15 protein-coding genes are annotated in these 22,403 nt (G+C 61.5%); 11 read left to right on the forward strand and 4 right to left on the reverse strand.

Features of this window, described 5'->3' with window-relative positions; genetic code table 11:
* Positions 1-92 precede the first annotated feature (92 nt).
* The 4 genes from HJA_RS05400 (at position 93) to prfB (ending at position 7,877) form a co-directional block, all read left to right on the forward strand.
* Entirely contained in the window at positions 93-1,775 is a 1,683-nt protein-coding gene (locus HJA_RS05400) for an electron transfer flavoprotein-ubiquinone oxidoreductase (RefSeq protein WP_035579269.1), read from the forward strand.
* A gap of 219 nt (positions 1,776-1,994) precedes the next feature.
* On the forward strand, positions 1,995-3,935 hold the full coding sequence (locus tag HJA_RS05405) for a tetratricopeptide repeat protein (RefSeq protein WP_035579271.1): 1,941 nt from the start codon (positions 1,995-1,997) through the stop codon (positions 3,933-3,935).
* A gap of 87 nt (positions 3,936-4,022) precedes the next feature.
* Complete coding sequence (locus tag HJA_RS05410) at positions 4,023-6,680, forward strand: penicillin-binding protein 1A (RefSeq protein WP_081814544.1); 2,658 nt, start codon at positions 4,023-4,025, stop codon at positions 6,678-6,680.
* Positions 6,681-6,760: 80 nt separating this feature from the next.
* Positions 6,761-7,877 (forward strand): peptide chain release factor 2 gene (prfB, locus tag HJA_RS05415; RefSeq protein ID WP_155839872.1). Its coding sequence is split into 2 segments (ribosomal slippage): positions 6,761-6,829 and positions 6,831-7,877, totalling 1,116 coding nucleotides; the frame shifts between segments, so codons are not numbered across the junction.
* 205 nt (positions 7,878-8,082) lie between these two features.
* Here the strand turns inward: prfB and HJA_RS05420 are convergent.
* Positions 8,083-8,676, reverse strand: a complete 594-nt coding sequence (locus tag HJA_RS05420; RefSeq protein ID WP_035579276.1) for a hypothetical protein — start codon at positions 8,674-8,676, stop codon at positions 8,083-8,085.
* A gap of 249 nt (positions 8,677-8,925) precedes the next feature.
* Between HJA_RS05420 and HJA_RS05425 the strand changes: the two genes are divergently transcribed.
* On the forward strand, positions 8,926-9,672 hold the full coding sequence (locus HJA_RS05425) for an outer membrane protein (protein WP_035579278.1): 747 nt from the start codon (positions 8,926-8,928) through the stop codon (positions 9,670-9,672).
* Positions 9,673-9,760: 88 nt separating this feature from the next.
* Positions 9,761-10,750, forward strand: coding sequence for a zinc-dependent alcohol dehydrogenase family protein (locus HJA_RS05430; RefSeq protein WP_035579280.1), 990 nt, complete (start codon positions 9,761-9,763; stop codon positions 10,748-10,750).
* A gap of 195 nt (positions 10,751-10,945) precedes the next feature.
* On the opposite strand, the gene HJA_RS05435 is transcribed toward HJA_RS05430, so the two are convergent.
* On the reverse strand, positions 10,946-11,764 hold the full coding sequence (locus HJA_RS05435) for a PhoH family protein (protein ID WP_035579282.1): 819 nt from the start codon (positions 11,762-11,764) through the stop codon (positions 10,946-10,948).
* A gap of 253 nt (positions 11,765-12,017) precedes the next feature.
* Between HJA_RS05435 and HJA_RS05440 the strand changes: the two genes are divergently transcribed.
* Positions 12,018-12,548 (forward strand): gamma carbonic anhydrase family protein, encoded by a 531-nt coding sequence (locus HJA_RS05440; protein ID WP_035579284.1) that lies wholly within the window; start codon positions 12,018-12,020, stop codon positions 12,546-12,548.
* 17 nt (positions 12,549-12,565) lie between these two features.
* Here HJA_RS05440 and HJA_RS05445 read toward each other — a convergent pair whose 3' ends face one another.
* Positions 12,566-13,177: a PilZ domain-containing protein gene (locus tag HJA_RS05445; RefSeq protein ID WP_035579287.1), complete on the reverse strand. Its 612-nt coding sequence runs from the start codon at positions 13,175-13,177 to the stop codon at positions 12,566-12,568.
* A gap of 130 nt (positions 13,178-13,307) precedes the next feature.
* Between HJA_RS05445 and HJA_RS05450 the strand changes: the two genes are divergently transcribed.
* From HJA_RS05450 to HJA_RS05460, 3 genes are all read left to right on the forward strand, one after another.
* Positions 13,308-14,951, forward strand: coding sequence for a choline dehydrogenase (locus HJA_RS05450; RefSeq protein WP_035579289.1), 1,644 nt, complete (start codon positions 13,308-13,310; stop codon positions 14,949-14,951).
* 146 nt (positions 14,952-15,097) lie between these two features.
* Complete coding sequence (locus HJA_RS05455; protein WP_035579291.1) at positions 15,098-16,312, forward strand: aspartyl protease family protein; 1,215 nt, start codon at positions 15,098-15,100, stop codon at positions 16,310-16,312.
* Positions 16,313-16,476: 164 nt separating this feature from the next.
* Positions 16,477-18,585 (forward strand): phosphocholine-specific phospholipase C, encoded by a 2,109-nt coding sequence (locus tag HJA_RS05460; protein ID WP_035579721.1) that lies wholly within the window; start codon positions 16,477-16,479, stop codon positions 18,583-18,585.
* On the opposite strand, the gene HJA_RS05465 is transcribed toward HJA_RS05460, so the two are convergent.
* On the reverse strand, positions 18,582-19,133 hold the full coding sequence (locus HJA_RS05465) for a PAS domain-containing protein (RefSeq protein WP_035579293.1): 552 nt from the start codon (positions 19,131-19,133) through the stop codon (positions 18,582-18,584). The genes HJA_RS05460 and HJA_RS05465 overlap by 4 nt on opposite strands.
* A gap of 533 nt (positions 19,134-19,666) precedes the next feature.
* Here HJA_RS05465 and HJA_RS05470 point away from each other — a divergent pair.
* Positions 19,667-22,204, forward strand: a complete 2,538-nt coding sequence (locus tag HJA_RS05470; protein ID WP_081814546.1) for a TonB-dependent receptor — start codon at positions 19,667-19,669, stop codon at positions 22,202-22,204.
* Positions 22,205-22,403 lie beyond the last annotated feature (199 nt).

The raw sequence follows: 22,403 nt of genomic DNA on the forward strand, positions 1-22,403 counted from the left end.
CAGAAGCTCTGGACCTTCGCGGCAGACATTGTAAGTGCTTAAGTAATTGCAGATATGGGCGGCAAGTCTAAGGCCGAAGCGAGGAGAAACCAATGGCGGATGACGCTATGGAACGGGAATCGATGGAGTTCGACCTGGTGATCGTGGGCGGCGGCCCGTCCGGTCTGTCAGCCGCCATCAGGTTTAAACAATTGGCGAACGAGGCAGGCGAAGACCTGTCTGTGGTCGTTCTGGAAAAAGGCGGCGAGATCGGCGCGCACATCCTGTCGGGTGTCGTGATGGATCCGGTCGGCCTCGACAAGCTGATTCCCGACTGGCGCACCCGCGACGACCGTCCGCTGAAAACGGAAGTGACGGCGGACAAATTCCTGTTCCTCGGGCCGGAGGGCGTGGCGGACATGTCGCTGCTGCCGATGCCGGGCTTCATGAAGAACCATGGCAACTATACCGGCTCGCTGGCGAACGTGACCCGCTGGCTCGGCCAGGAAGCCGAGAATCTCGGCGTGGAAGTGTTCCCGGGCTTTGCCGCGTCTGAAGTCGTTTATGGCGAAGACGGCCGCGTGAAGGGCGTCGTCTCCGGCGTCATGGGTATCGCCGCCGATGGCAGCCACAAGGGCGACTACCAGCCGGGCATGGAACTGCTGGGCAAATATGTCCTCTTCGCAGAAGGCGCCCGCGGATCGCTGACGAAAGAACTCATCGCGAAGTTCAATCTCGATGAAGGCCGCGAGCCGCAGAAATTCGGTATCGGCCTGAAAGAGCTCTGGTCCGTGCCGGAAGAGAATTTCAAGGAAGGCTATGTCCAGCACACGATGGGCTGGCCGCTCGACAACAAGACCGGCGGCGGCAGCTTCCTTTATCACTTCCGCGATAATGGCGAGCCGTTCATCTCGGTCGGTTTCGTGGTTCACCTGAACTACGCCAACCCGTACATTTCGCCGTATCAGGAATTCCAGCGCTTCAAGCACCACCCGGCCGTGCTGCCGCATCTCGAAGGCGGCAAGCGCGTGGCCTATGGCGCGCGGGCGATCACCGAGGGCGGCTTCCAGTCCGTTCCGAAGCTGGCCTTCCCGGGCGGCGCATTGATCGGTTGCGGCGCAGGCTTCGTCAACGTGCCGCGTATCAAGGGCAGCCACAACGCCATCCTAACCGGCATGATGGGCGCAGAAGCCGCCTTTGCCGCCATCAAGGACGGCCGTCAGGGCGACACGCTGGAAAGCTATGAAGAGGCTTACACCCAGTCTTCGGTCTACAAGGAGCTGAAGGTCGTCCGGAACGTGAAGCCGCTCTGGTCGAAACTCGGCACCGCCATTGGTATCCCGATGGGCGGCATCGAGATGTGGATTTCCAGCCTGCTCGGCGGGTTCTCCTTCTTCGGCACGATGAAGCACGGCAAAACCGATGCGGCATCGCTGAAGCCGGCGAAGAACTTCAAGCCGATCGACTATCCGAAACCGGATGGCGTGATCAGCTTCGACAAGCTGACCAACGTCTCCTTCACCAACACTTATCACGAGGAAGACCAGCCAGTGCACCTGAAGGTCGCTGACCTTGCCTTGCAGAAATCCTCTGAGCACGACGTCTTCGACGGTCCGTCTGCCCGTTATTGCCCGGCAGGCGTCTACGAGTGGATCGAGGAAGGCGGCGAACTGAAGTTCCAGATCAACTCGCAGAACTGCATCCACTGCAAGACCTGCGACATCAAGGATCCGAACCAGAACATCAACTGGACCGTGCCGGAAGGCGGCGGCGGTCCGGCCTATCCGAACATGTAATCTGGCCGTTTCTGGCGATCATGGTACAGCCCGTTCCCTTTCAGGAGCGGGCTGTTCTGCATCGGCACACGGCGAAGTGATGCAACAAACAGGGCAGATTAAGCCCATGTTTATGAACAAGGCAGCAAACCTGTCCTCTACAACACGTGGCCGCCTTGCTCTTGCCGTATGGGGCTGCTTCACTCGGCGCCACCTGCGAAGCTGGAGACCGGAGAGTCCATGCGCCTGAAGAATTCTGTCGCGGCAAGCGTGCTTGCCTTGTCCCTTTCCCTGTCTGTCTCGCTGGGCGCATGCGCTGCGGCGCCGCCGTCTGCGGCGCTTGTCGAAACCCAGGCCGAAGACGCAGTGATCGCAGAAACCTATGCCAGCCTGTCGGATGCGGCGCGGGCAACCTCGGTCCTCGATGCGCGCGGCAAGCCGGTCGGTCCGGATGCCTATGATGTGCCTTCAGATGCGGTGAAAGCTGGCGATATGGCCGCCTTTATAGCCAAGACGCGCGACCTGGATATGGAAGACCGGGACGTCAGTCCACTGTTTGACGCCTTCATCGCACTTGACCAAGCCGCCGCCGGCCGGCTGGAAGAGGCACGCCAGACCCTCGCCGATGCCGGCGCCCGCTCGGGCGAAGACGGCGAAACCAGTTTCTACATCTATCTCGACGCCTGGCTGCTTGCCATGGAAGGCAAGGCCGATGAGGCGATCAACCGGCATCGCGGCGCCGCCGGCGGCATGCCCGGCCTGACCGGCGATCTGTCTCTGGCGGCCATGCTGGATGCGCTCGGCAGGCCGGAACAGGCCCTTGCCGTGTATGAGGCAATGACCCCCTCGAAGATCGAGGCCCCCGAACACCAGTTCGACCCTAAGGGCCTGATCTATAGTCACATCCGGACGGTGATTTCCCGCCATGCCCTGCTGCTGCAGCGGCTGGGCCGGATCGACGAGGCGAAGGCGGTCTATCAGCAACTGGCGGATGCCGAGCCGGAAGAGGCGATCAGCTATGCCGCCGCCATGGACAGCCTGGAGACCGGGAAGAACCTGAAGAATGAGCCCCAGTCCGTAGCCGAAGCGTTCAGCCAGTCGCTCGCCGATGTGTCCCGCACCATGCAGGAGCAGCGCGTCATCCGCCGCATCATGATGGGCGGACGGATCGAAGGGTTCGACGACCAGCGCTCCGCGTTCGATCAGGTGGCGCTGCTGATCTCGCCGGAAAATGAAGATCTGCGCTCTGCCATCATCGACGAGATGTATGCCAGCGCCCTCTATGACGGCGTGGCCCACGTCGCCACCACGGCGCCGGAGGCGACAGCGTCCCTGCAGATCGCCGCGGCGCAGGCGAAGCTCATGTCGGGGCAGGAAGACGCCGCTCGCGCCGCCATCGACAAGGCCCTCAGCCTGACCGATGACGACAACCGCCTGTCGACGCTCTACGGCGCGCTTCAGCTGCACTCGCGGATGAATGACGAGAAGGCCTCGAAGGAGCTGATCGAGAAGGTCATCGCCCTGTCGGAGAACCCGGCGGAGCAGGCGGCAGCCCACGGTCTCGCCACCAGCATCTACAATCAGTTCGGGGATTACAAACAGGCGGTCAGCCATGCCGAACAGGCCCGGGCGCTGGACGATACGCATGACCGGCGGGTCGTCCTGGCCGATGCCCTCGGCCGCAATGGGCAGATCAATGAGGCGCTGGCGATCCTGCGTACCGAGCGCCTGACCCGTCCGAATGACCCCTATATGCTAAATACGCTCGGGTATTTCCTGATTGAGCGGACGGACAAGCTGGACGAGGGCTTCAAAGTGCTGAGCCGCGCCCGCGCCATGGCAGAACGCGATCCCTATATCGCGGACTCGCTTGGCTGGGCCTATTTTAAGCTCGGCCATATCAATGAGGCCAAGCGCCTGATCGAACTGTCCCGCCAGGAACTCGCCCCGCACCAGCACTGGGAGATCGAATTCCATCTCGGCGACATCTACTGGTATCTGGATGACAAGGAGGCTGCTGAAGCCGCCTGGCAGACCGCGCTCGACAACGGCCCGCCCGCTGCGGAAAAGGCTGCCCTGACCGACCGGCTGGAAAACGGCCTCAGCGAACCGAAGCCTGAGCGCCAGCCATTGCCGGACGTGTCGCTGACCGATGGCGAAGTCGACCGTCAGGACATCTGACACCCGCCTCTTTAACGCGCCTGCGGTGCGCCTTACTATCGCCTGAAAAGGCTGCGATTCCGTCAGCAGACGGCAGGGAAAGTGTTCATGACTGACGGCAGATACGAAAGCGTCGAAAACCGCTTCGGAATCAACGGGTTTTACCTGCCAGGGCCACGCTGGGTGTGGATCTGGCTGCGCCGTTTGATTGTGCTCGGTTTTGTTCTGGGTGTGATCGGGATCATCGCCCTCTGGCTGTATTTCGCGGCATTGGGGCGGACCGTGCCCTCAATTGCCAAGCTGAAACAGTATGAGCCGCCGATCACCTCCCGCGTTCACGCCGGCGACGGCACACTGATCGCGGAATTTGCCGATCAGCACCGGGTCTTTGTGCCATATGAATCGATCCCGACCCATGTGGTCGAGGCCTTCGTCGCGGCTGAGGACAAGAACTATTTCAAGCACCACGGGCTCGATTATGTCGGCATCCTGCGGGGCGGCATCAATTCGGTGAAGAACAAGATCACCGGCAAGGGCGGCTTGCAGGGCGGCTCGACCATCACCCAGCAGGTGGCCAAGAACATGCTGCTGACGCGTGATCAGAACCTGACCCGCAAGGCGAAGGAAGCCATCGTCGCCCAGCGCATGGAAAAGGAATTCACCAAGGGGCAGATCCTCGAACTGTACCTCAATGAGATCTATCTCGGCGGTCGGTCCTATGGCGTCGGCTCTGCCGCGCTCAACTATTTCAACAAATCCCTGCCGGAGCTGGACCTGTCGGAGGCGGCTGTCCTTGCCTCGCTGGCAAAGGCGCCCTCCGCCGTCAATCCGTACACAAACCCGAAGCGGCTCCTTGCCCGCCGGAACTATGTACTCGGCCGCATGGTCGAGGATGGCTACATCACTCAGGAAGAGGCCGACGAGGCCATGAGCAAGCCGCTGACCACGACGCGGCGCCTGAAAGGGCCGGAATATGCGGCTGCGACCTATTTCGTTCAGGAATTGCGCCGGGACCTGATCAAGTCCTATGGCGAGGAAACCCTCGAACAGGGCGGGCTTTCGATCCGCTCGACCATCGATACGCATTTGCAGCTCGCCGCGCAGCAGGCGCTGCGTAATGGTTTGATCGCCTATGACCGCCGCCATGGCTGGCGCGGCCCGGTCACCACGATCGATACGGGCGATGGCGCGCTGGACGCCCTGAAAGAGGTCAAGCTCCCTGGCGGCTACGGCACCTGGGAAGCGGCCATGGTGCAGAAGGTGGCATCATCCGGTGCGACGCTGCTTCTGACGGATGGGGCAACGATCAAGCTGCCGGCCGAGGAAGTCGAATGGGCGAAGACCTACAAATCCGAAGATGGGAAAACCGGTCTTCAGGTCGGTCAGGTCATTTTGGCAGAGCTGAAGCGGCAGGTTCTGAACGCCGATGAAACGCTCGCACCGCGGTCGGAAGAAGTCGAGCTCGACCCGGAAGGCAACGAGATCGACGAAGGCGAGATCGAGCCGATGCTGGTGCCGGTGGGCAATGCCACGCTGCGCCAGGTGCCGGAGGTTGACGGCGCGCTGATCGCACTCGACCCGCACACCGGCCGGATCCTGGCGATGCAGGGCGGCTACTCCTTCTTCAAGTCGAGCTACAACCGCGTCACCCAGTCGAAGCGCCAGCCGGGCTCCAGCTTCAAGGCGTTCGTCTATGCGGCCGCGCTTGAGAAAGGCTATACGCCGGCGACGAGGATGCTGGATGCGCCGTTCGTGTCGTTCGATGTGTCGACCGGCGACTATTGGCGCCCGTCCAACTATACCGAAGGCCGCTCCTACGGCATGGTCACGCTGCGGATCGCGCTGGAGAAATCCCTGAACCAGGTCACCGCGCGCGTCGCGCAGGACATCGGTATGGAAGCGGTCAGCGACCTTGCCGTGCGTATGGGCGTCTATGAAAACCTGCCGCCTTATGCCGCCATGTCTCTCGGCGCGGGCGATGCCTATCTGATCGACATGGCACGCGGTTATGCCGGCTTCGTCAATGGCGGCAAGAAGATCACGCCGACACTGCTCGACCGCGTTCAGGACCGTCATGGCCGCACCCTGTTCCGGCACGATGAGCGGGTCTGCGAAGGCTGCCAGGCCGAGGAGTGGGATGGTCAGGAACCGCCGCAGCTGGCCGAAGTCGGCGAGCAGGTGCTGGACCCGATCGTCGCTTACCAGATCACCCATATGCTGGAAGGCGTGGTGGAGCGCGGCACTGGCCGCCGGGCGCTGCGCGTCGGCAAGCCGCTGGCCGGCAAAACCGGGACAACCGACGATTATCGCGATGCCATCTTTATGGGCTTCTCGCCTGACCTCGTGGTCGGCGTCCGGGTCGGCTTTGACGACAATCGCAGCCTCGGCGAAGGCGAAGCCGGCGGCTCGGTCGCTGCGCCGATCTTCACCGAATTCATGGAAAAGGCGCTGGCGGACCAGCCTGCCATCCCGTTCCGTATTCCGCCCGGCGTGCGTCTGGTGAAGATCGATGCCCGCACCGGCGAGCTGCCGGGGCCGGATACCAGCGTCATCATCGACGAGGCCTTCCGTCCGGGTACGGAGCCGGGGCTCTCGGTCTTCAACAGCAGCGATGACTGCCTGTCGATCTCCGGCAGCTGCGGCGCAGGCAGCAGCTCGGGCAGCGTGTCCGGCTTCGACCCCGAACGCGATGCCGGTGTCGTGCCGGAAGACCCGATGCAGCCGCAGGAGCAGGCTGTCACCGGGGATCTCGACGGCACATACTGACCTCAATCCGTTTTGACCCTGCGGGGCGGCTGCGCTATAGGCCCGCCTCGCAGTTTTTATTCTTTCGAAAGGCCGACCCCATGTCCGCAGAAATCAAGTCTCTGATTGACCAGATCCGCTCCTCGGCCGCTCTGCTACGGAGGCGTCTTTGACTGGGATACAGCCACAAAACGCCTCGATGAACTGACCGCGCTCTCCGAGAAACCGGACTTCTGGGACGATCCGCAGGCCGCCCAGGCCATGATGCGTGAGCGCCAGAAACTGGCAGACGGGATCGAAACCGTCGAAGCCCTCGAAAAGGAAGCCGAAGACGCCGGTGAGCTGCTGGAGCTGGCCGAAGGCGACGATGACATGGTCGCCGACCTTGAAGCCTCGCTGACACGCGCTGCCGAGCGGGCCGAGAAGGCCGAACTGGCCGCGCTGCTGTCGGGTGAGGCCGACGGCAATGATGCCTATATCCAGATCAATGCCGGCGAAGGCGGAACCGAGAGCCAGGACTGGGCCTCGATCCTGCGGCGCATGTATGTGCGCTGGGCCGAAAAGCACGGCATGAAGGTCGAGGAGATGGACGAGCGCGAAGGCGAGGAAGCGGGCATCAAGTCCGCGACGCTCCAGATCAAGGGCGACAGCGCCTATGGCTGGCTGAAGTCGGAGCAGGGCGTGCACCGCCTCGTCCGGATTTCGCCGTTCGACAGTTCCGCGCGCCGCCACACCAGCTTTGCCTCTGTTACGGTGACGCCGGTGATCGACGACAATATCGAGATCGAGATCGATCCGTCTGACGTTCGCACCGATACGTACCGGGCCTCCGGCGCGGGCGGCCAGCACGTCAACCGGACCGACTCCGCCGTCCGCCTGACGCACGAGCCGACCGGCATCGTTGTCCAGTGCCAGAACGACCGCTCCCAGCACCGCAACCGCGACCAGGCCTGGCAGATGCTGCGCTCCCGCCTGTATGAGCTGGAACTGCAGAAGCGCCGCGAAGTCGCCGATGCGAGCTATGCCGGCAAGACCGACATCGGCTTCGGCCACCAGATCCGCTCCTATGTGCTTCAGCCATACCAGATGGTGAAGGACCTGCGGACCGAGGTGGAAACCTCCGATACGCAGGGCGTGCTGGACGGCGACATCGACCGCTTCCTGTCGGCCTCGCTGGCCGCTTCGGTGGCAAAGGGCGAAGACGACGCAGAGGCCTAGCAGGTTTTCTACGCTTGCACTGAAGTGTCATCCCGGAATTTTCGCAGCAAATCTCCGGGACCCAGCGCGGGGTGGCAGACTCAGCCTCCCCCCTCCGACCCGCTTGCGGGGGAGGTGCTGAGCGCAGCGAAGCGGAGGAGGGATGCAGCACCTGCGACCGGAAACGCGGTTCGCGTTCCGGCAAATGTTCTGATTGTGAGGGAACTCAGCTAGAATCCGGCCAAGCCTTCAGCGCCTCGATCAACTGAACCGTCAGCCCGCCGGAAACGAGGGCAATGGCTGCGGGCAAGCGGTGCGTGTCCGGAACCGGCGGCACATGCGGCCGTGCTTCGCCGGCCGCCTTCCAGCGCTGGATCGTGCGGGCAAGGCATCTCGCGCGGCGCTGGCGGTATCTCAGCGTGTCGAGCATGGCTTCCCAGCGCGCGATCAGCGGCGCAGCGGGCACGGGGGCACGCGTCGGCACAATGATCGGGCCATGCAGGAAGTCCGGCGCTTCGGTGGCGGGCACGGGCAGGACGGAGAAGAACGCCTTGCGCGGCTTCGGTTCGCCTTCTGTCTTTTCAAAATAATTGCTCACCGGGCGCGGCACCAGGGGCGCCAGCTCCATCTGCAGCGCCATGAGAAAGATCAGACGACGGAGCAGCACGGCGAGGCGTTTCAGCTCCGCCGAGACGCGGCGCTTCAGTGTCTTCGAAATCAGTTCCGGATGCCTGAACAGACCCGCATTCACACCGGTCTCTGCGACGGCGCGGGCGATCGTGCGAAAGGCATGAAGGATGAAAACGGTGAGGTCTGTCATGGCGGAGAGTGTGGCGCAGGTACTTTCACGGTGGATTAAAGACCTCCGTATGCATCTTATATGCCTTGAAATCAGAAGGAATTTCCATTGGCGGACCTGCGGATTGACGCCGCGCTATCCCCGCAGATCACGTTCTTGTGATTGTTTCATCTGCATAGGTTGAAGGGCCGTAAGCAAGGTACCGGTCAGGAGGACCGGTCAACAAAAAGGGATCATCTTATGCGACTTGGAGTTTTAGCCACAGCGTCAATGATTGCTGCGCTTCTGGCTGCCCCGGGCCATGCACAGGGATTTTATGTGTCGGGTACGGTTGGTGCAGCCATGCAATCAGACAGTGACAATACGGGCGCAACCAGCGCCGATTTCCTGACCGGGAACGGCGGCGCCTTGCCGGCCGGGACGCCGATTGCGTCCGGCACGCCGGTTGGCTGGAAAACGGAATTCGACAATGGCATGTCCTACTCGGCTGCCGTCGGATACAGCTATTCTCCGGCATTCCGTGGTGAGGTCCAGCTCGCCATGTCGAAGGCCGATGTCGACACGCACAAGAGCGTGACGCTGGGCGGCGGTTCCATCGATGCGCTCGATGCGGGCGCACTGACCGGCTCTGCCGACACGCTGGGCGTGACGGTTGCTGATGTCGTGGCCGACGGCCGCGGAGACACCAAGACCACGGCTCTTTTCGTCAACGGCTATTACGATTTCGTCAATGACTCCGGTTTCACACCGTATGTCGGTGCAGGCATCGGCTATGCGAAGACGGATGTGACGTTCAAGCCGTCCGGCGTGGGCATTATCGATGATGATGATAGCGGCCTGGCCTATCAGGTCATGGCTGGGGCCACCTACAGCTTCAATGAGCGCTGGGATGTCTTCGGTCAGTATACCTACCGCTCGGTTGAGGACGGCAAGTACAAGGTCGACCTGTTCCCGGCGAACCTCGAAGTAGAGAACAAGGCGAACCTGATCGAAGTGGGCGTCCGTTATCGCTTCTAGAATTCTGCGCCAACACGCAGAGGCTCCCGTGAGCTTGACCTTGCGCGCCAGCTGGCGAAGCATGGCCGGGTAATCACGGGAGCTTCTCATGCGTGCAATGGTGTTCGAGAAACCCGGTGCGCCGCTTGTGCTGAAAGAGCTGCCGGAGCCTGTGCCGGCAGAAGGGCAGATCCGGATCAGGGTGACGGCCTGCGCCGTGTGCCGGACGGATCTGCATGTGGTCGATGGGGACCTGACGCAGCCAAAGCTGCCGCTGATTCCGGGCCATGAGATCATCGGCGTCGTCGATGCGCTGGGGCCGGGCGCGGCAGGATTTGCTGTGGGCGACCGGGTTGGTGTGCCATGGCTTGGTCACACTTGCGGGACTTGCGTCTATTGCAAGCGCGGGCAGGAGAATCTCTGCGAGGCGGCGGAGTTCACCGGCTACACCCGCGATGGCGGTTTTGCCGATTATACGGTGGCCGATGCGCATTACTGTTTCCCGATCCCGGACACCTATTCCGACGAGGCGGCCGCGCCGCTGATGTGCGCGGGGCTGATCGGGTACCGCTCTTACCGGATGGCAGGCGATGGCAAGCGGCTCGGCCTCTATGGCTTCGGCGCGGCGGCGCACATTATCGCGCAGGTGGCCGTGCATCAGGGGCGGGAAGTCTATGCCTTCACCAAGGTCGGCGATGAGAAGGGGCAGGCATTTGCCCGCTCGCTCGGCGCCGTCTGGGCGGGCAGCAGCGAGGATATTCCGCTGGAGATACTGGACGCGGCGATCATCTTCGCGCCAGTTGGGGCATTGGTGCCCGCCGCTCTGAAAGCGGTGGACAAGGGCGGCGCGGTGATCTGCGCCGGTATCCATATGAGTAACATTCCCTCCTTTCCGTATGCGGACCTATGGGAGGAGCGGCGCATCCAGTCGGTTGCGAACCTCACCCGGCAGGACGGGGTTGAGTTCCTGAAGATCGCGCCGGAAGCGATGGTGAAGACCTCGACCCATGCCTATCCGCTGGAGCGCGCGAACGAGGCGCTGGACGATCTGCGCGCCGGGCGTTTCGAAGGCGCGGCTGTGTTGCGGATGGACCTTTAATGGAGGGTGGGGCAGGTTCAGGCAGCGCCGGTGCCCTCCGGATTGCTTCAGCATGACCTGACATGACGATACCGGATCATCCCGGACTATACCGGACTATGGCGGATCATGAGCGATCAGGCTCGGCGCTGCCCCAAAGAAAAAGCCCGCCGGAGGGCATTCCGGCGGGCTGAACAGGGATGAGGCAGTTTTATCTCAGAGGACGCCGAGCATGTCGGCGACGAGCGGGTGGCGGACGACGTCCTGGCCTTCGAGCGTCACCACGGCGGCGCCTTCCAGTTTCTCCAGCCGCTCACCCGCTTTGGCGAGGCCGGAGAATTCCGGCAGCAGGTCCGACTGGGCCGGGTCGCCGGTGATCACCATGGTGGAGTGCCAGCCAAGGCGCGTCAGGAGCATTTTCAACTGCGTGTAGGTGCAGTTCTGGGCCTCATCGATGACGATGAAGGCGTTGTTGAGCGTGCGTCCTCTCATGAAACCGATCGGTGCGATCTCGATGACGCCTTCTGCCAGCATGTGTTTCAGTTGTCCGGGCGAGAGCCGGTCGGACAGCGCGTCGTAAAGCGGGCGCAGATAGGGCGCGAGCTTGTCTTCCATGGCGCCGGGCAGGAAGCCGATCTGCTCGCCCGCCTCGACCGCAGGACGCGAGAGGATGATGCGGGAGACCTTGCCCTTCTGCAGCGCCTCGACCGCCTTGCAGATGGCGAGATAGGTCTTGCCCGTGCCCGCCGGGCCGAGGGCGGCGACGAGGGCGTATTCGTCCATGGCCTCCATCAGGCGTGCCTGATTCTCGGAGCGGGGCTTTACATTCTTCTGATAGCGCTGGGCACGGTCGCCCTCGGGGGCTGTCGCGGCGCGCTTGTATTGTTTCTGGTCAGCATCGTCGGGATGCCAGGACCGACCTCCATCAATAGCCTGCAGCCGCGGACCCCTTACACGGCCGGTTTCTTCAAACCAGGCAGAGGTGTTCACTTCCGAAGCGGTTTTCATGCGCTTGGCTGCGTTGCGTTTTCCCATGGGAGGTCTCCTTGCTGCAGGGACTAAAAAAGCCGCTGGCAGGAATGCGCAGCGGCTGGCTGGAAACTTGGGGGGAAGGGGAGGCAACACGCCCGATGGGCGGCAGGACCTCAACCCGGTATCTTCCGGGCGGCGGGGTATGACACAGTCTCAGGATGACCGTACTCCACGTCCGAATCTGTTGATGAGTAGACATTACCAGAGTTATCAGGTGGTAAACATTAAATCCGCAAGCGAAATAAAGGACACCGGCATGGCAATTTTCGAAATGGATGGAAAACGACCAGACCTGCCTGAAAGCGGGAATTACTGGGTCGCCGAGACGGCCCAGGTGATGGGCAATGTCATCCTCAAGGAAAATGCCTCGATCTGGTATGGATCGGTCCTGCGCGGGGACAATGACCCGATCACAATCGGCGAGAACTCAAACATCCAGGACAATTGCGTTCTGCATACGGACGTTGGCATGCCGTTGACCATCGGCCGCGATGTGACCGTGGGTCATATGGTGATGCTGCACGGCTGCACGATCGGCGATGAGACGCTGATCGGCATCGGTTCGATCATTCTCAATGGCGCGAAGATCGGCAAAAATTGCATTATCGGGGCGAATTCCCTTATCCCGGAGGGTAAGGAAATTCCCGATAATTCATTGGTGATGGGCGCACCGGGCAAGGTCGTGAAGCAGGTTTCGGATCATCAGATCCAGGTCATCAAAATGTCGGCGGTGCATTATGTTGAAAACTGGAAGCGCCACAAAAGCGGACTGAAGCGGATCGACTGATCCGCCCTGACGCCGGGTCAGGCCTCGCCGCGTTCATCTTTCTGGAGATAGCGCACAGCAAAGCCGCCGATACCGGTGCGGACAACTTCCGCCGGGATGGAGCCTGCGCTGACGATCTCGCCGAGTTTCGGTGCGGCGACGCCCTTGCACTCGAAATTGGCGCCGGTGAGGGAGATGTCGAGGACTCGGCAATAGAGCGTGATGCCATTGGCGCGCAGCACCTGGGCCGGCACATCGGCGGCATAGCGCGGGGCTTCGCGCTCCTCGGTAAGATTGAGCAAGTCCTTGTTGAGCAACCAGGTCAGACGGTCGGCAATCTTCTCGCGCTTGTGCGAAGCGACGTTGAATTTGAGGGCAAAGCCTTCGCCGGTGTGGCGCACGACGGTGGCGACCACGCGGCCCAGATCGTCGAAATAGCAGACAAGTTCGGCGCCGGGATCGGGCAGGCTGCTGGACTGGACGAGGGCACCTGAGCACGACAGATTGATCGTCGAAAGCGACTCGTCATTGCCAATCTGAGTGAGGAATCGCCCGGGCAGGCGCAGGTCGACGCGTTTGTGACGGCGGCGGTCGAAGTATTCTTCTGGCGTTTCTGATGTCATCAGAGCCTGAGAAGTGGAGAAGGTCATGAATCACTCCTTGAGCTGACCCGTCCTTTCGGACTACTTCTCCCCACGCTCTTTACTTAGCACGCTTTCGTTCACAAAGTGTTGCCCGAACCGTCAAAATTCTACCGTCAGACGAAGAAACCGAGACCTCATGGAACGCTATGATTATGTAATCGTTGGTGCAGGAAGCGCCGGATGTACCCTTGCCAACAGGCTCTCCGCTGACCCGGCGGTGAAGGTATGTCTTATTGAGGCAGGCAAAAAAGACAAATCCCTGATGGTACGCATGCCGGCGGGTGTCGGGAGCCTCATTAAAGAGGAGAACGATTTCAACTGGGGGTTTTGGACCGAGCCGCAAAAGCACATGAATGGCCGCAAGCTCTACTGGCCACGCGGCCGGGGCTGGGGCGGATCGTCGTCCATCAACGGCATGATCTACATCCGCGGCCATGCCGGCGATTATGACCAGTGGGGCCAGATGGGCCTGAAGGGCTGGGACTATGCGAGCGTCCTGCCTTACTTCAAGAAATCCGAAACCCTGGACAAGGGCGAGGACACCTATCATGGCGGCAGCGGCCCGCTGCGCGTGTCGTCCGCGCCGCTGTCCAGCCCGCTCTATCGTGCCTTCATTCAGGCCGGTGAGCAGGCCGGCTATGCAACGACCGACGATTTCAATGGCGCCCGGCAGGAAGGCTTCGGCCCTTACCAGCGCACCATTCACAAGGGTGAGCGCTGGAGCGCCTCTTATGCCTATCTGCGCCCGATCGTGGATGTTCGGGACAATCTGACCGTCATCTCCACCGGCCGGGTCACCAAGGTCCTGTTCGACGGCACCCGCGCAACTGGCGTGGAAGTCGTGGAAGGCAAGGGCGGTCTGCCGCAATCGATCTTCGCCGACGGGGAAGTGATCATCTGTGCCGGGGCGGTCCAGTCGCCGCAGATCCTGATGCTGTCCGGCATCGGCAATCCGGAGCATCTCGGCCGGTTCGGCATCAAGACCGTTGTCGAGTCCAAAGGGGTCGGCCAGAACCTGCAGGACCATCTGGATGTGACGGTCATTCACGAGATGACGCAGCCGATCTCTGCCTATTCCATGCAGAAAGGCATCAAGAAACTCGGGGTTGGCCTGCGCTATCTTTATAATCAGACCGGGCCGGGCGCCGACAATTTCCTTCAGGCGGGCGCCTTCCTGAAATCCCGCCCCGGCCTTGAGATGCCGGATCTTCAGTTGCACCTCGTCAATGCCATCATGATGGATCATGGCAAGCACGACCCGCAAAAGGATGGCTATACGGTTCACGCCTGCCAGCTGCGCCCGGAAAGCCGGGGCACGGTCTGCCTTGCCTCGGACGATCCGTTCGCAAATCCCAGCATTGACCCGAACCATCTGGCTACGGAAGAAGACCGCCGCGCGATGCGTGAGGCGGTGAAGATGGTGCGCGAAGTGTGCCAGCAGGATGCGCTGAAGCCCTTTACCGGGGCAGAAATGTTGCCGGGGCCGGGCGCGACGTCAGACGATGACATCGACTCCTTCATCCGCCGTACGGGCGAGACGATCTATCACCCGGTGGGTACGGTTGCGATGGGCGTCAGCGATAGCCAGCCGCTGGACGGCGATCTGAGGGTGAAGGGCACCGAAGGCCTGCGCGTGATCGATGCGTCGGTCATGCCGACCCTGATCGGCGGCAACACGAATGCGCCGACCATCATGATCGCCGAGAAGGCCGCAGACCTGATCCTGAAGAAGCCGCTTCTGGCGCGGGCGGACCTGCCATCGCTGGCAGACGCTGTCTGACGACAGTTTATCCGGCCGGTCCGAAAACGGGCCGTTCCCGCCTCAAATTCACCGATCTTGGCCGGTATCGCGATATGCATTCGCTATACTGGTCGGCATTCTGATCGATGAGCTGAACGCATAGTCCCAGGCAAGGGAGACCGGACATGAGATTTTATATCCTTTTCGCCGCAGCAATGCTGTTCGTACCTGCGGAGGCGCAGACGTCACCGGATATTGCTTCGGTGCTGACGGCGCCGGTCGGGATCGAGCGCCGTGAAGACGTGACTTCGGTGCCGTTGCGTCCGCATATGGGCAAGGTCGCGATCATGGCGAGCCTCAATGGCGCGGAGCGGGAATTTGTGTTCGATACGGGCTCACCCAGCATGATCTCCCGCGCCCTTGCGGACGAACTGGGTCTGGAGCTCGTCGGACAGAACCGGGGACGTGATGCGAACGGCGCCGAAGTGGTAACCGATGTGGCCATTGTCGACCGGCTGGATATTGGCGGGATAAGCTTCCGCTCGGTTCCGGTGCTGATCCATGACTTCACGGCTGTCGATCCGGATGGGTGCTTTATCCGGGACGGTGTCATCGGCTCGGAGATCTTTCCCGGTAGTGCATGGCGGATGGATGCAGGGCGGCAGGTGCTGGAAATCGCTGGCGATGCTGCGTTGCTGATGCCGGAGGATGGCGCAGAGCCGCCGGTGGCCGGTCCGCTGGAGGATTTCGGGTATCCGCACGCGCCTGTCTTCCGCTATTCGATCGGCGGCTTCGAGGATCGTGGGCTGTTCGATACCGGGAGTTCGGACAGCGTAACGCTGTTCAGTCAGGCGGCCGGAAACCGGCAGGTGAAGAAGGCGATGGTGCGCGGCACGCTGCGCACGGGCAGGGGGTCAGAGGGTATCTCTGCGGGCGGTGCGGGCGAAGAGACCGATCTCGCGCGGTTCGACCTTGAAGGCATGAAAATCGGCGAGGTGGATCTTGGCCGGCAGTCCGGCACGCTGCGGCAGGTGCCGCCTTCGTTGCTGGGGCTCGGCATTCTCGACAACTATCGTGTGACGCTGGACTATCCGGGCGGGCGTATCCTGTTTGAGCTGCGCGAAGAGCCGGCGCGGGGCCGCGTCCATCCGGGGTATGCGCTACAGGAGACAGCGGATGGCGTGCGCGTACTGCAGCTATACAAGGGCTCGGCGGCAGCAAAAGCAGGGCTGAAACTTCACGATGAAGTCGTCGCGATTGACGGACAGCCTCTTACCGGGGCGCAGGATCCGTGCGTCACAGCACGTTGGCTCGCCGAGGGCCGACCGGCAGAGACCGCGCGAACACTGACGATCCGTCGCAGCGGTAAGGCGATCGAAATCAAAATTTCCGGTGATTAGTCGGGCGTCACAGGTGCGCCTAAAAATATTTCATAAAATATTCCTAAAAAATTGAGCAGTATTCATTTCGTTGTCATACAGCCCGGTTAGATGATCTCACACGTAAGTATTGGCTGGCGGCGAAGGTGCCGTTGGCTGGTGCTGTAAACATCCGGGAGCAGATCATGACGACGGACCGCCGCGAGTTTTTGCGTATCATGGGGGCAGGGGCCGCCGCAGGCGTTGCCTCCAGCACGTTTCCGGAAGCCATCGCCGAGGCGCTGGCGACGCCGGCTGCCAGTGAGACCGGAACGATCCGGGACGTGAAACACGTCGTTATCCTGATGCAGGAGAACCGCTCCTTCGATCACTATTTCGGAACGCTGCGCGGCGTTCGCGGTTTTGGTGACCGGCACATAATCCCGATGGAAAGTGGCAAGCCGGTCTGGTTCCAGTCGGACGGGCAGAAAGACGTGCCGCCCTTCCACCTCGATACCAAGACAACGAACGCGATTGCGCATCCGGGCACGCCGCATTCCTTCGGGGATTCTCAGGCCGCCTGGAACCAGGGCAAGTTCGGTTCCTGGCCGAAATACAAGAACCCCTACTCGATGGGCTATTTCAGGCGCGAGGACATCCCGTTCCAGTTCGCGTTGGCCGAGGCGTTCACCATCTGCGACGCCTATCACTGCTCGATCACTACCGGCACCGACCCGAACCGGATCGTGTTCTGGTCCGGTTCCAACCATGATCCTGAGTTGCGCGCACGGGGCATCAACGGCACCGAAGCGGACAGTGAGCCGAACAATCTGCGCTGCTGGATCAAGGGCGCCCTGCCGGAACCGGGCTATACCTATCAGGGCTCGGCACTGCCATGGAAAACCATTCCGGACGTGCTGGAAGAGGGTGGGGTGTCCTGGCGGATTTATCAGGACACGAATGATAACTGGACTGGCGCCATGCATGGCGGTCTGGCGTTCAAGAGCTTCCGCGAGGCCCAGCCCGGCTCACCGCTCTATGAAAAAGGCATGACGGATTATTCGCTGGAACGGTTCGCTGCCGATGTGCAGGCGGGCACGCTGCCGGAAGTCTCCTGGATCCTGCCGCCGAAGGACTGGTCGGAGCATCCGAGCGCGTCGACGCCGCTGCAGGGGGCCGAGTTCACCGCGCGCATCCTGAAGGCGCTGACGGCCAATCCGGAGGTGTGGAGCCGGACGGTGTTCTTCCAGACATTTGACGAAAATGACGGCCTGTTCGATCACCTGCCGCCGGCCGCGCCCCCATCCTATACGGCAGAGGGCGAACTTGCAGGCAAGTCGACGGTGGACGTGACGGGCTTTTACTTCTCCGATCCGGAGAGGAAGCTGCTGGAGGAAGACGACACGATTAGCGGCACGGTTCGCCCTTGGGGGCTCGGGCCGCGTGTGCCGCTTTATGTCGTCTCTCCGTGGAGCCGTGGCGGCTGGGTGAACAGCCAGGTCGCCGATCACACGTCGGTCGGCATGTTTCTGGAGCAGCGCTTCGGCGTCACCGTGCCGGCGATCAGCCCGTGGCACCGTGCCGTGTGCAGCGACCTGACATCCTGTTTCGATTTCCAGACGCCGAACGCGCCGGTCTTCCCGGATCTTCCGTCAGCGGAAGGCTCACAGAAGGCCGTGCTGGCGCAAATCCACCGCAAGCGTATCGAGCCGCCGGCCGAGCCGCAGCAGCTGACGCAGGAGCCGGGCGCGCGGCCGTCGCGGGCGCTGCCCTATGCGCTGGATGTCACCGCGAGCACCGAAGACGGCGCTGTTTCGCTGAAGTTTTCCAATACAGGTAAGGCAGGCGCGGTGTTCCACGTCTATGACAAGCGGCATCCTGAACGCATTCCTCGCCGCTATACGGTCGAAGCAGGCAAGGCGATTTCGGATACGTGGCAGCCTGAGGCGGATGCGGGACAGTATGATTTGTGGGTGCTGGGGCCGAACGGCTTCCTGCGCACCTTCCGCGGCGACGCATCGCAAGCGATCGAAACCTCGGCAAAAATGAACCTGCGTACCGGGATCGTTACCCTTATGATCCGGAACAAGGGACGGACGAAGCAGGAATTGTCCGTATACGCAGGTGTCTATGATGGCTCGGAACCGGTCAAGGTGTCCGTCGGTGCCGGCCGGACGCTGAAGCGGGAAGTCGAGACCCGCGACAGCGGCGCCTGGTACGACATCACCGTGTCAGCCGATGGCTTCGAGAGGCGTCTGGCTGGCCGGATCGAAACCGGACGTCACGGCATCAGCGACCCGGCAATGGGCGTCTAGGCGTTCGAGGCCACCAGCTTCATGCGGGGTTCGCTGACGCGGGTGTCAGGTGGCACGAGCATCGAGACGCGGTGACGCCAGACCGGGCGGCCCTTCAGCAGCGGCTCACCGCCCAGCGTCTGGTAAAGACCCAGAAGGCGGTTGCTGTCGGGGCGTTCGGTCTGCTTTGCCAGCGGCATGATCGTTAGTTCAAGCTCGACGCGTTGACCGGTCAGGGTTTCCCCACGGCCCCGGATGACGCCCGGTGCGCCGTCCAGCTGAACGGCGTCCAGAAAGGCGGACATCATCGTTTTGTCCGGCCCGCTCCAGAGGTTGAGGAAGTCATGGTCCACCAGTGGCCGGCCGAGCAGGTCGGTCAATGATCCGCCAGCCGTACGGAACAGCCAGGCGCCGTCGCGTTTGTTCTCGAGAACGAAGAGGCGATCGATGAGACCCGGATGGTCTTCAACGCGCGGCGATTCGATGGTGCCGGGCGCGCTGTTCGCGTTCATGCGGCGCCAGGCGTCCAGCAGGACTTTGGTGTTGGGATGAATGGACCGATCATTCATAGCTGGGTGGAACTCCGAATTTGCTTCCTGGCCCCCCGCGGGCCGCTTCGGGGCTCTCTTGCGCAATAACTGTTCCAGAAGCGGCTTTTCTCTCGCTTGGAGAATTCCGGGGCCGAACCCGCCCGGCTTTTCCCCTGTGAGGGAATGAATCTGCCAATTCACGCGAACCGGTGCCGCTGGCTCCCGCGCAGCGTGTGCGTATGGTTTCCAAAACGTGTCTCTCGACGGGACTCGCCCGCGATTCGCCCGCTCGTTTCACCTCGGTGGCGAAGTTTTGTTGGATAAAGGTTTCGGCTTGAGAGGATTAATGGGGCAAAACGGGCTGCATTCGGCCTAAAAGCGCGGCGCTTCTTCTGCCATTCGTGGCTTTCCAGCAACGGATTTCCGATTTGGACACAATTTGTGGGCGAATGACTTGCCGTTGCTAACCTTAAAGATACGAAAGACGTGCGAGAAAACTCGCAAAGACTGGCGTTTCCTCCACTCACTTCAGCAGTCTTTCAAAAATTAATTGTCCAAGGGAGAGCGACCTCGTGTCTACATCCAAATCCTATTCCCGTGCCGGCTTCAAAGCCGTTCTCAGCCTCGGTGTCGGTTTGTCTGCGCTCGCAGCGAGCCAAGTTCCGGCCTATGCTCAGGAAGCCGGCGACGAAGATTCGTCCCGGACCCTGCAGACCGTGACGATCACTGCCACCAAGCGTGAACAGACGCTGCAGGACGTGCCGGTGGCTGTGTCGGTTGTCGACAGCTCGGTGATCGAACAGGCTGAAATCGTCGACCTGAACGATCTTCAGTCGATCGTTCCGTCGCTGCGCATCGGCCAGTACCAGACCTCGGCCAACACCAATTTCATCATTCGCGGCTTCGGCAATGGCGACAACAATGCCGGTATCGAACCGTCGGTCGGTGTCTTTATTGATGGCGTCTACCGTTCGCGCTCTGCAGCGCAGATCTCCGACCTGCCGAACATCCAGCGTGTTGAAGTCCTGCGCGGCCCGCAGTCGACCCTGTTCGGCAAGAACGCATCAGCTGGCGTGATCTCGATCATCACCGAGAAGCCCCAATATGAATGGGGCGGTTCGGCTGAAGGTACGGTCGGCAATTACAACATGTTCCGCGTGGCTGGAGACATCACCGGCCCGATTACGGACAAAGTCGCTTTCAGCCTCGGCGCCAATTACAATACGCGCGACGGCTATGCCGACGACCTGAACACCGGTTCCGACATCAATGATCGCAATCGCTGGGGCGTGCGCGGCCAGCTGCTGGTTGAACCGACTGAAGACCTGAGCTTCCGCATCATCGGCGATTTCGACAAGATCGATGAAACCTGCTGTGTGGCTGCGAACGTCGTCAACGGCATGACCGGACCTGCAATCTTCGCGCTTGGCGGCCAGCTCGATCCGGAAGCGCCGTTCTCTTATGAAGTCTACAACAACCTGGATTCTTCCAATGATGTGGAGAACTCCGGTCTGTCGCTTCAGGCCGACTATGCGTTTGGCTTCGCTGACCTCACCTCGATCACGGCCTATCGTTCCTCGAAGCTGAAAACCAATCAGGATTCCGACTTCACCAGCGCGGACCTGCTGGCCCGCAACTCGAACGACACTGACATCGACACGTTCACCCAGGAGGTCCGTCTCACCTCGAATGGCGACGGCGCTGTCGACTGGATGATCGGCGGTTTCTACTTCGATGAGTCCGTCGATATTGAGAACCAGATCCTCTATGGCGACGACATCCGTGGCTATATCGACTTCCTGTCCCAGGGCCTTCTGACGGGCCTTGAGCCGCTCGTCTTCGGCGTTCAGCCAGGCTTCTTCTTCCAGCCGGGCCAGGGCATGACCGAAGCGTACGGGCAGGACAACACGGCGTTCTCGCTGTTCGGCACCGTCGACTATCATATGACCGACCGCCTGACCGCGACCGTTGGCCTGAACTACACCCAGGATAACAAGGACGCGTACGGCAACGTCGTTTCGACCGACACATTCTCGGCGATCGATCTTGATCCGCTGTCGCCTTACATCTCCCAGATTGCGGCTGGCGCGCTCCTGCAGCAGGCTGGCGTGGACCCGACGAACCCGGCAGCGGTCGGCGCATTTGCTGCAGCTTATCCGGACGCGTTCGCCCTGATCCAGTCGACGGCAGCCGGCGCAACGTCCCAGCTTCAGCTGCTCCAGTTCTTCCCGCAATTCGTGAATTTCCCGAATGCGGTGGAAAGCGGTTCGACCAATGATGAGGACACAACCTACACGCTGCGTCTTGCTTATGATGCGACGGACAATGTGAATGTCTACGCATCCTACGCCACGGGCTTCAAGGCATCGTCCTGGAACCTGTCGCGTGATAGCCGCCCGACCGCTGTCGGCTACGCCAATCTTGTGTCCGCCGGGCTTAATCCGCCCAACCTGACCACGGGTACCCGTTTCGCCGGTCCGGAAGAATCGGAAGTGTTTGAGATCGGAATGAAAGGCGCCTGGAATACGTTTGCTGTGAACCTTGCTGTCTTCGACCAGAAGATCAAAGGCTTCCAGTCGAACATCTTCACGGGTACCGGCTTCGCGCTGGCGAATGCGGGGGAGCAGTCGACGCAGGGGCTTGAAGTCGATGCGACCTGGAACCCGACCGAAAATCTGACCCTCGGCTTTGCCGGGACGTTCCTCGATCCGGTCTATGACAGCTTCGAGAACTCGTCGGCAGGGGACATCTCCGGTGCCAAACCCGCTGGCATCTCGGAAGTCTCGACCTCGGCTTCGGCACTCTACACCTTCAACTTCGAAGGTCTGGATGCGTTCATTCGCGGCGACTGGCAGTATGAAGGCCCGTCGACCTATCGCGACGACCCCGCCGAGCAGGCCATTATCGGCCAGGAACGCGAATACAATCTGTTCAACGCCTCGGTCGGCTTCACGTCGGAAAGCGGCATCAGCTTTACCTTCTGGGGACGGAATATTTTCGACGAGCAGTACATCATGGCGGCCTTCCCGTCGGTGGCACAGCTGGGATCCTTCTCCGGCTATCCGAGTCAGCCGGCGACCTATGGCGTCACCGTGCGCAAGACCTTCTAAGGTCTGTTGCTTATGTAATTCAGGAAAGCCCCGCCAGACCGGCGGGGCTTTTTTTATGTCGGGCGGTCGGCTGCGCTGGCCATTCTCAGGCCGGGCGTCTAGCCTGCCGGGATGAGTGTTCTGCAGACAAGGCCCGAACCGACCCACTGATGCGTGCATCCCGAACGCCCCCTATCATAGAAGCGCCGCCTGCAGTGAC

Source organism: Hyphomonas jannaschiana VP2 (genome assembly GCF_000685215.1).
Taxonomy (GTDB): Bacteria; Pseudomonadota; Alphaproteobacteria; order Caulobacterales; family Hyphomonadaceae; genus Hyphomonas; species Hyphomonas jannaschiana.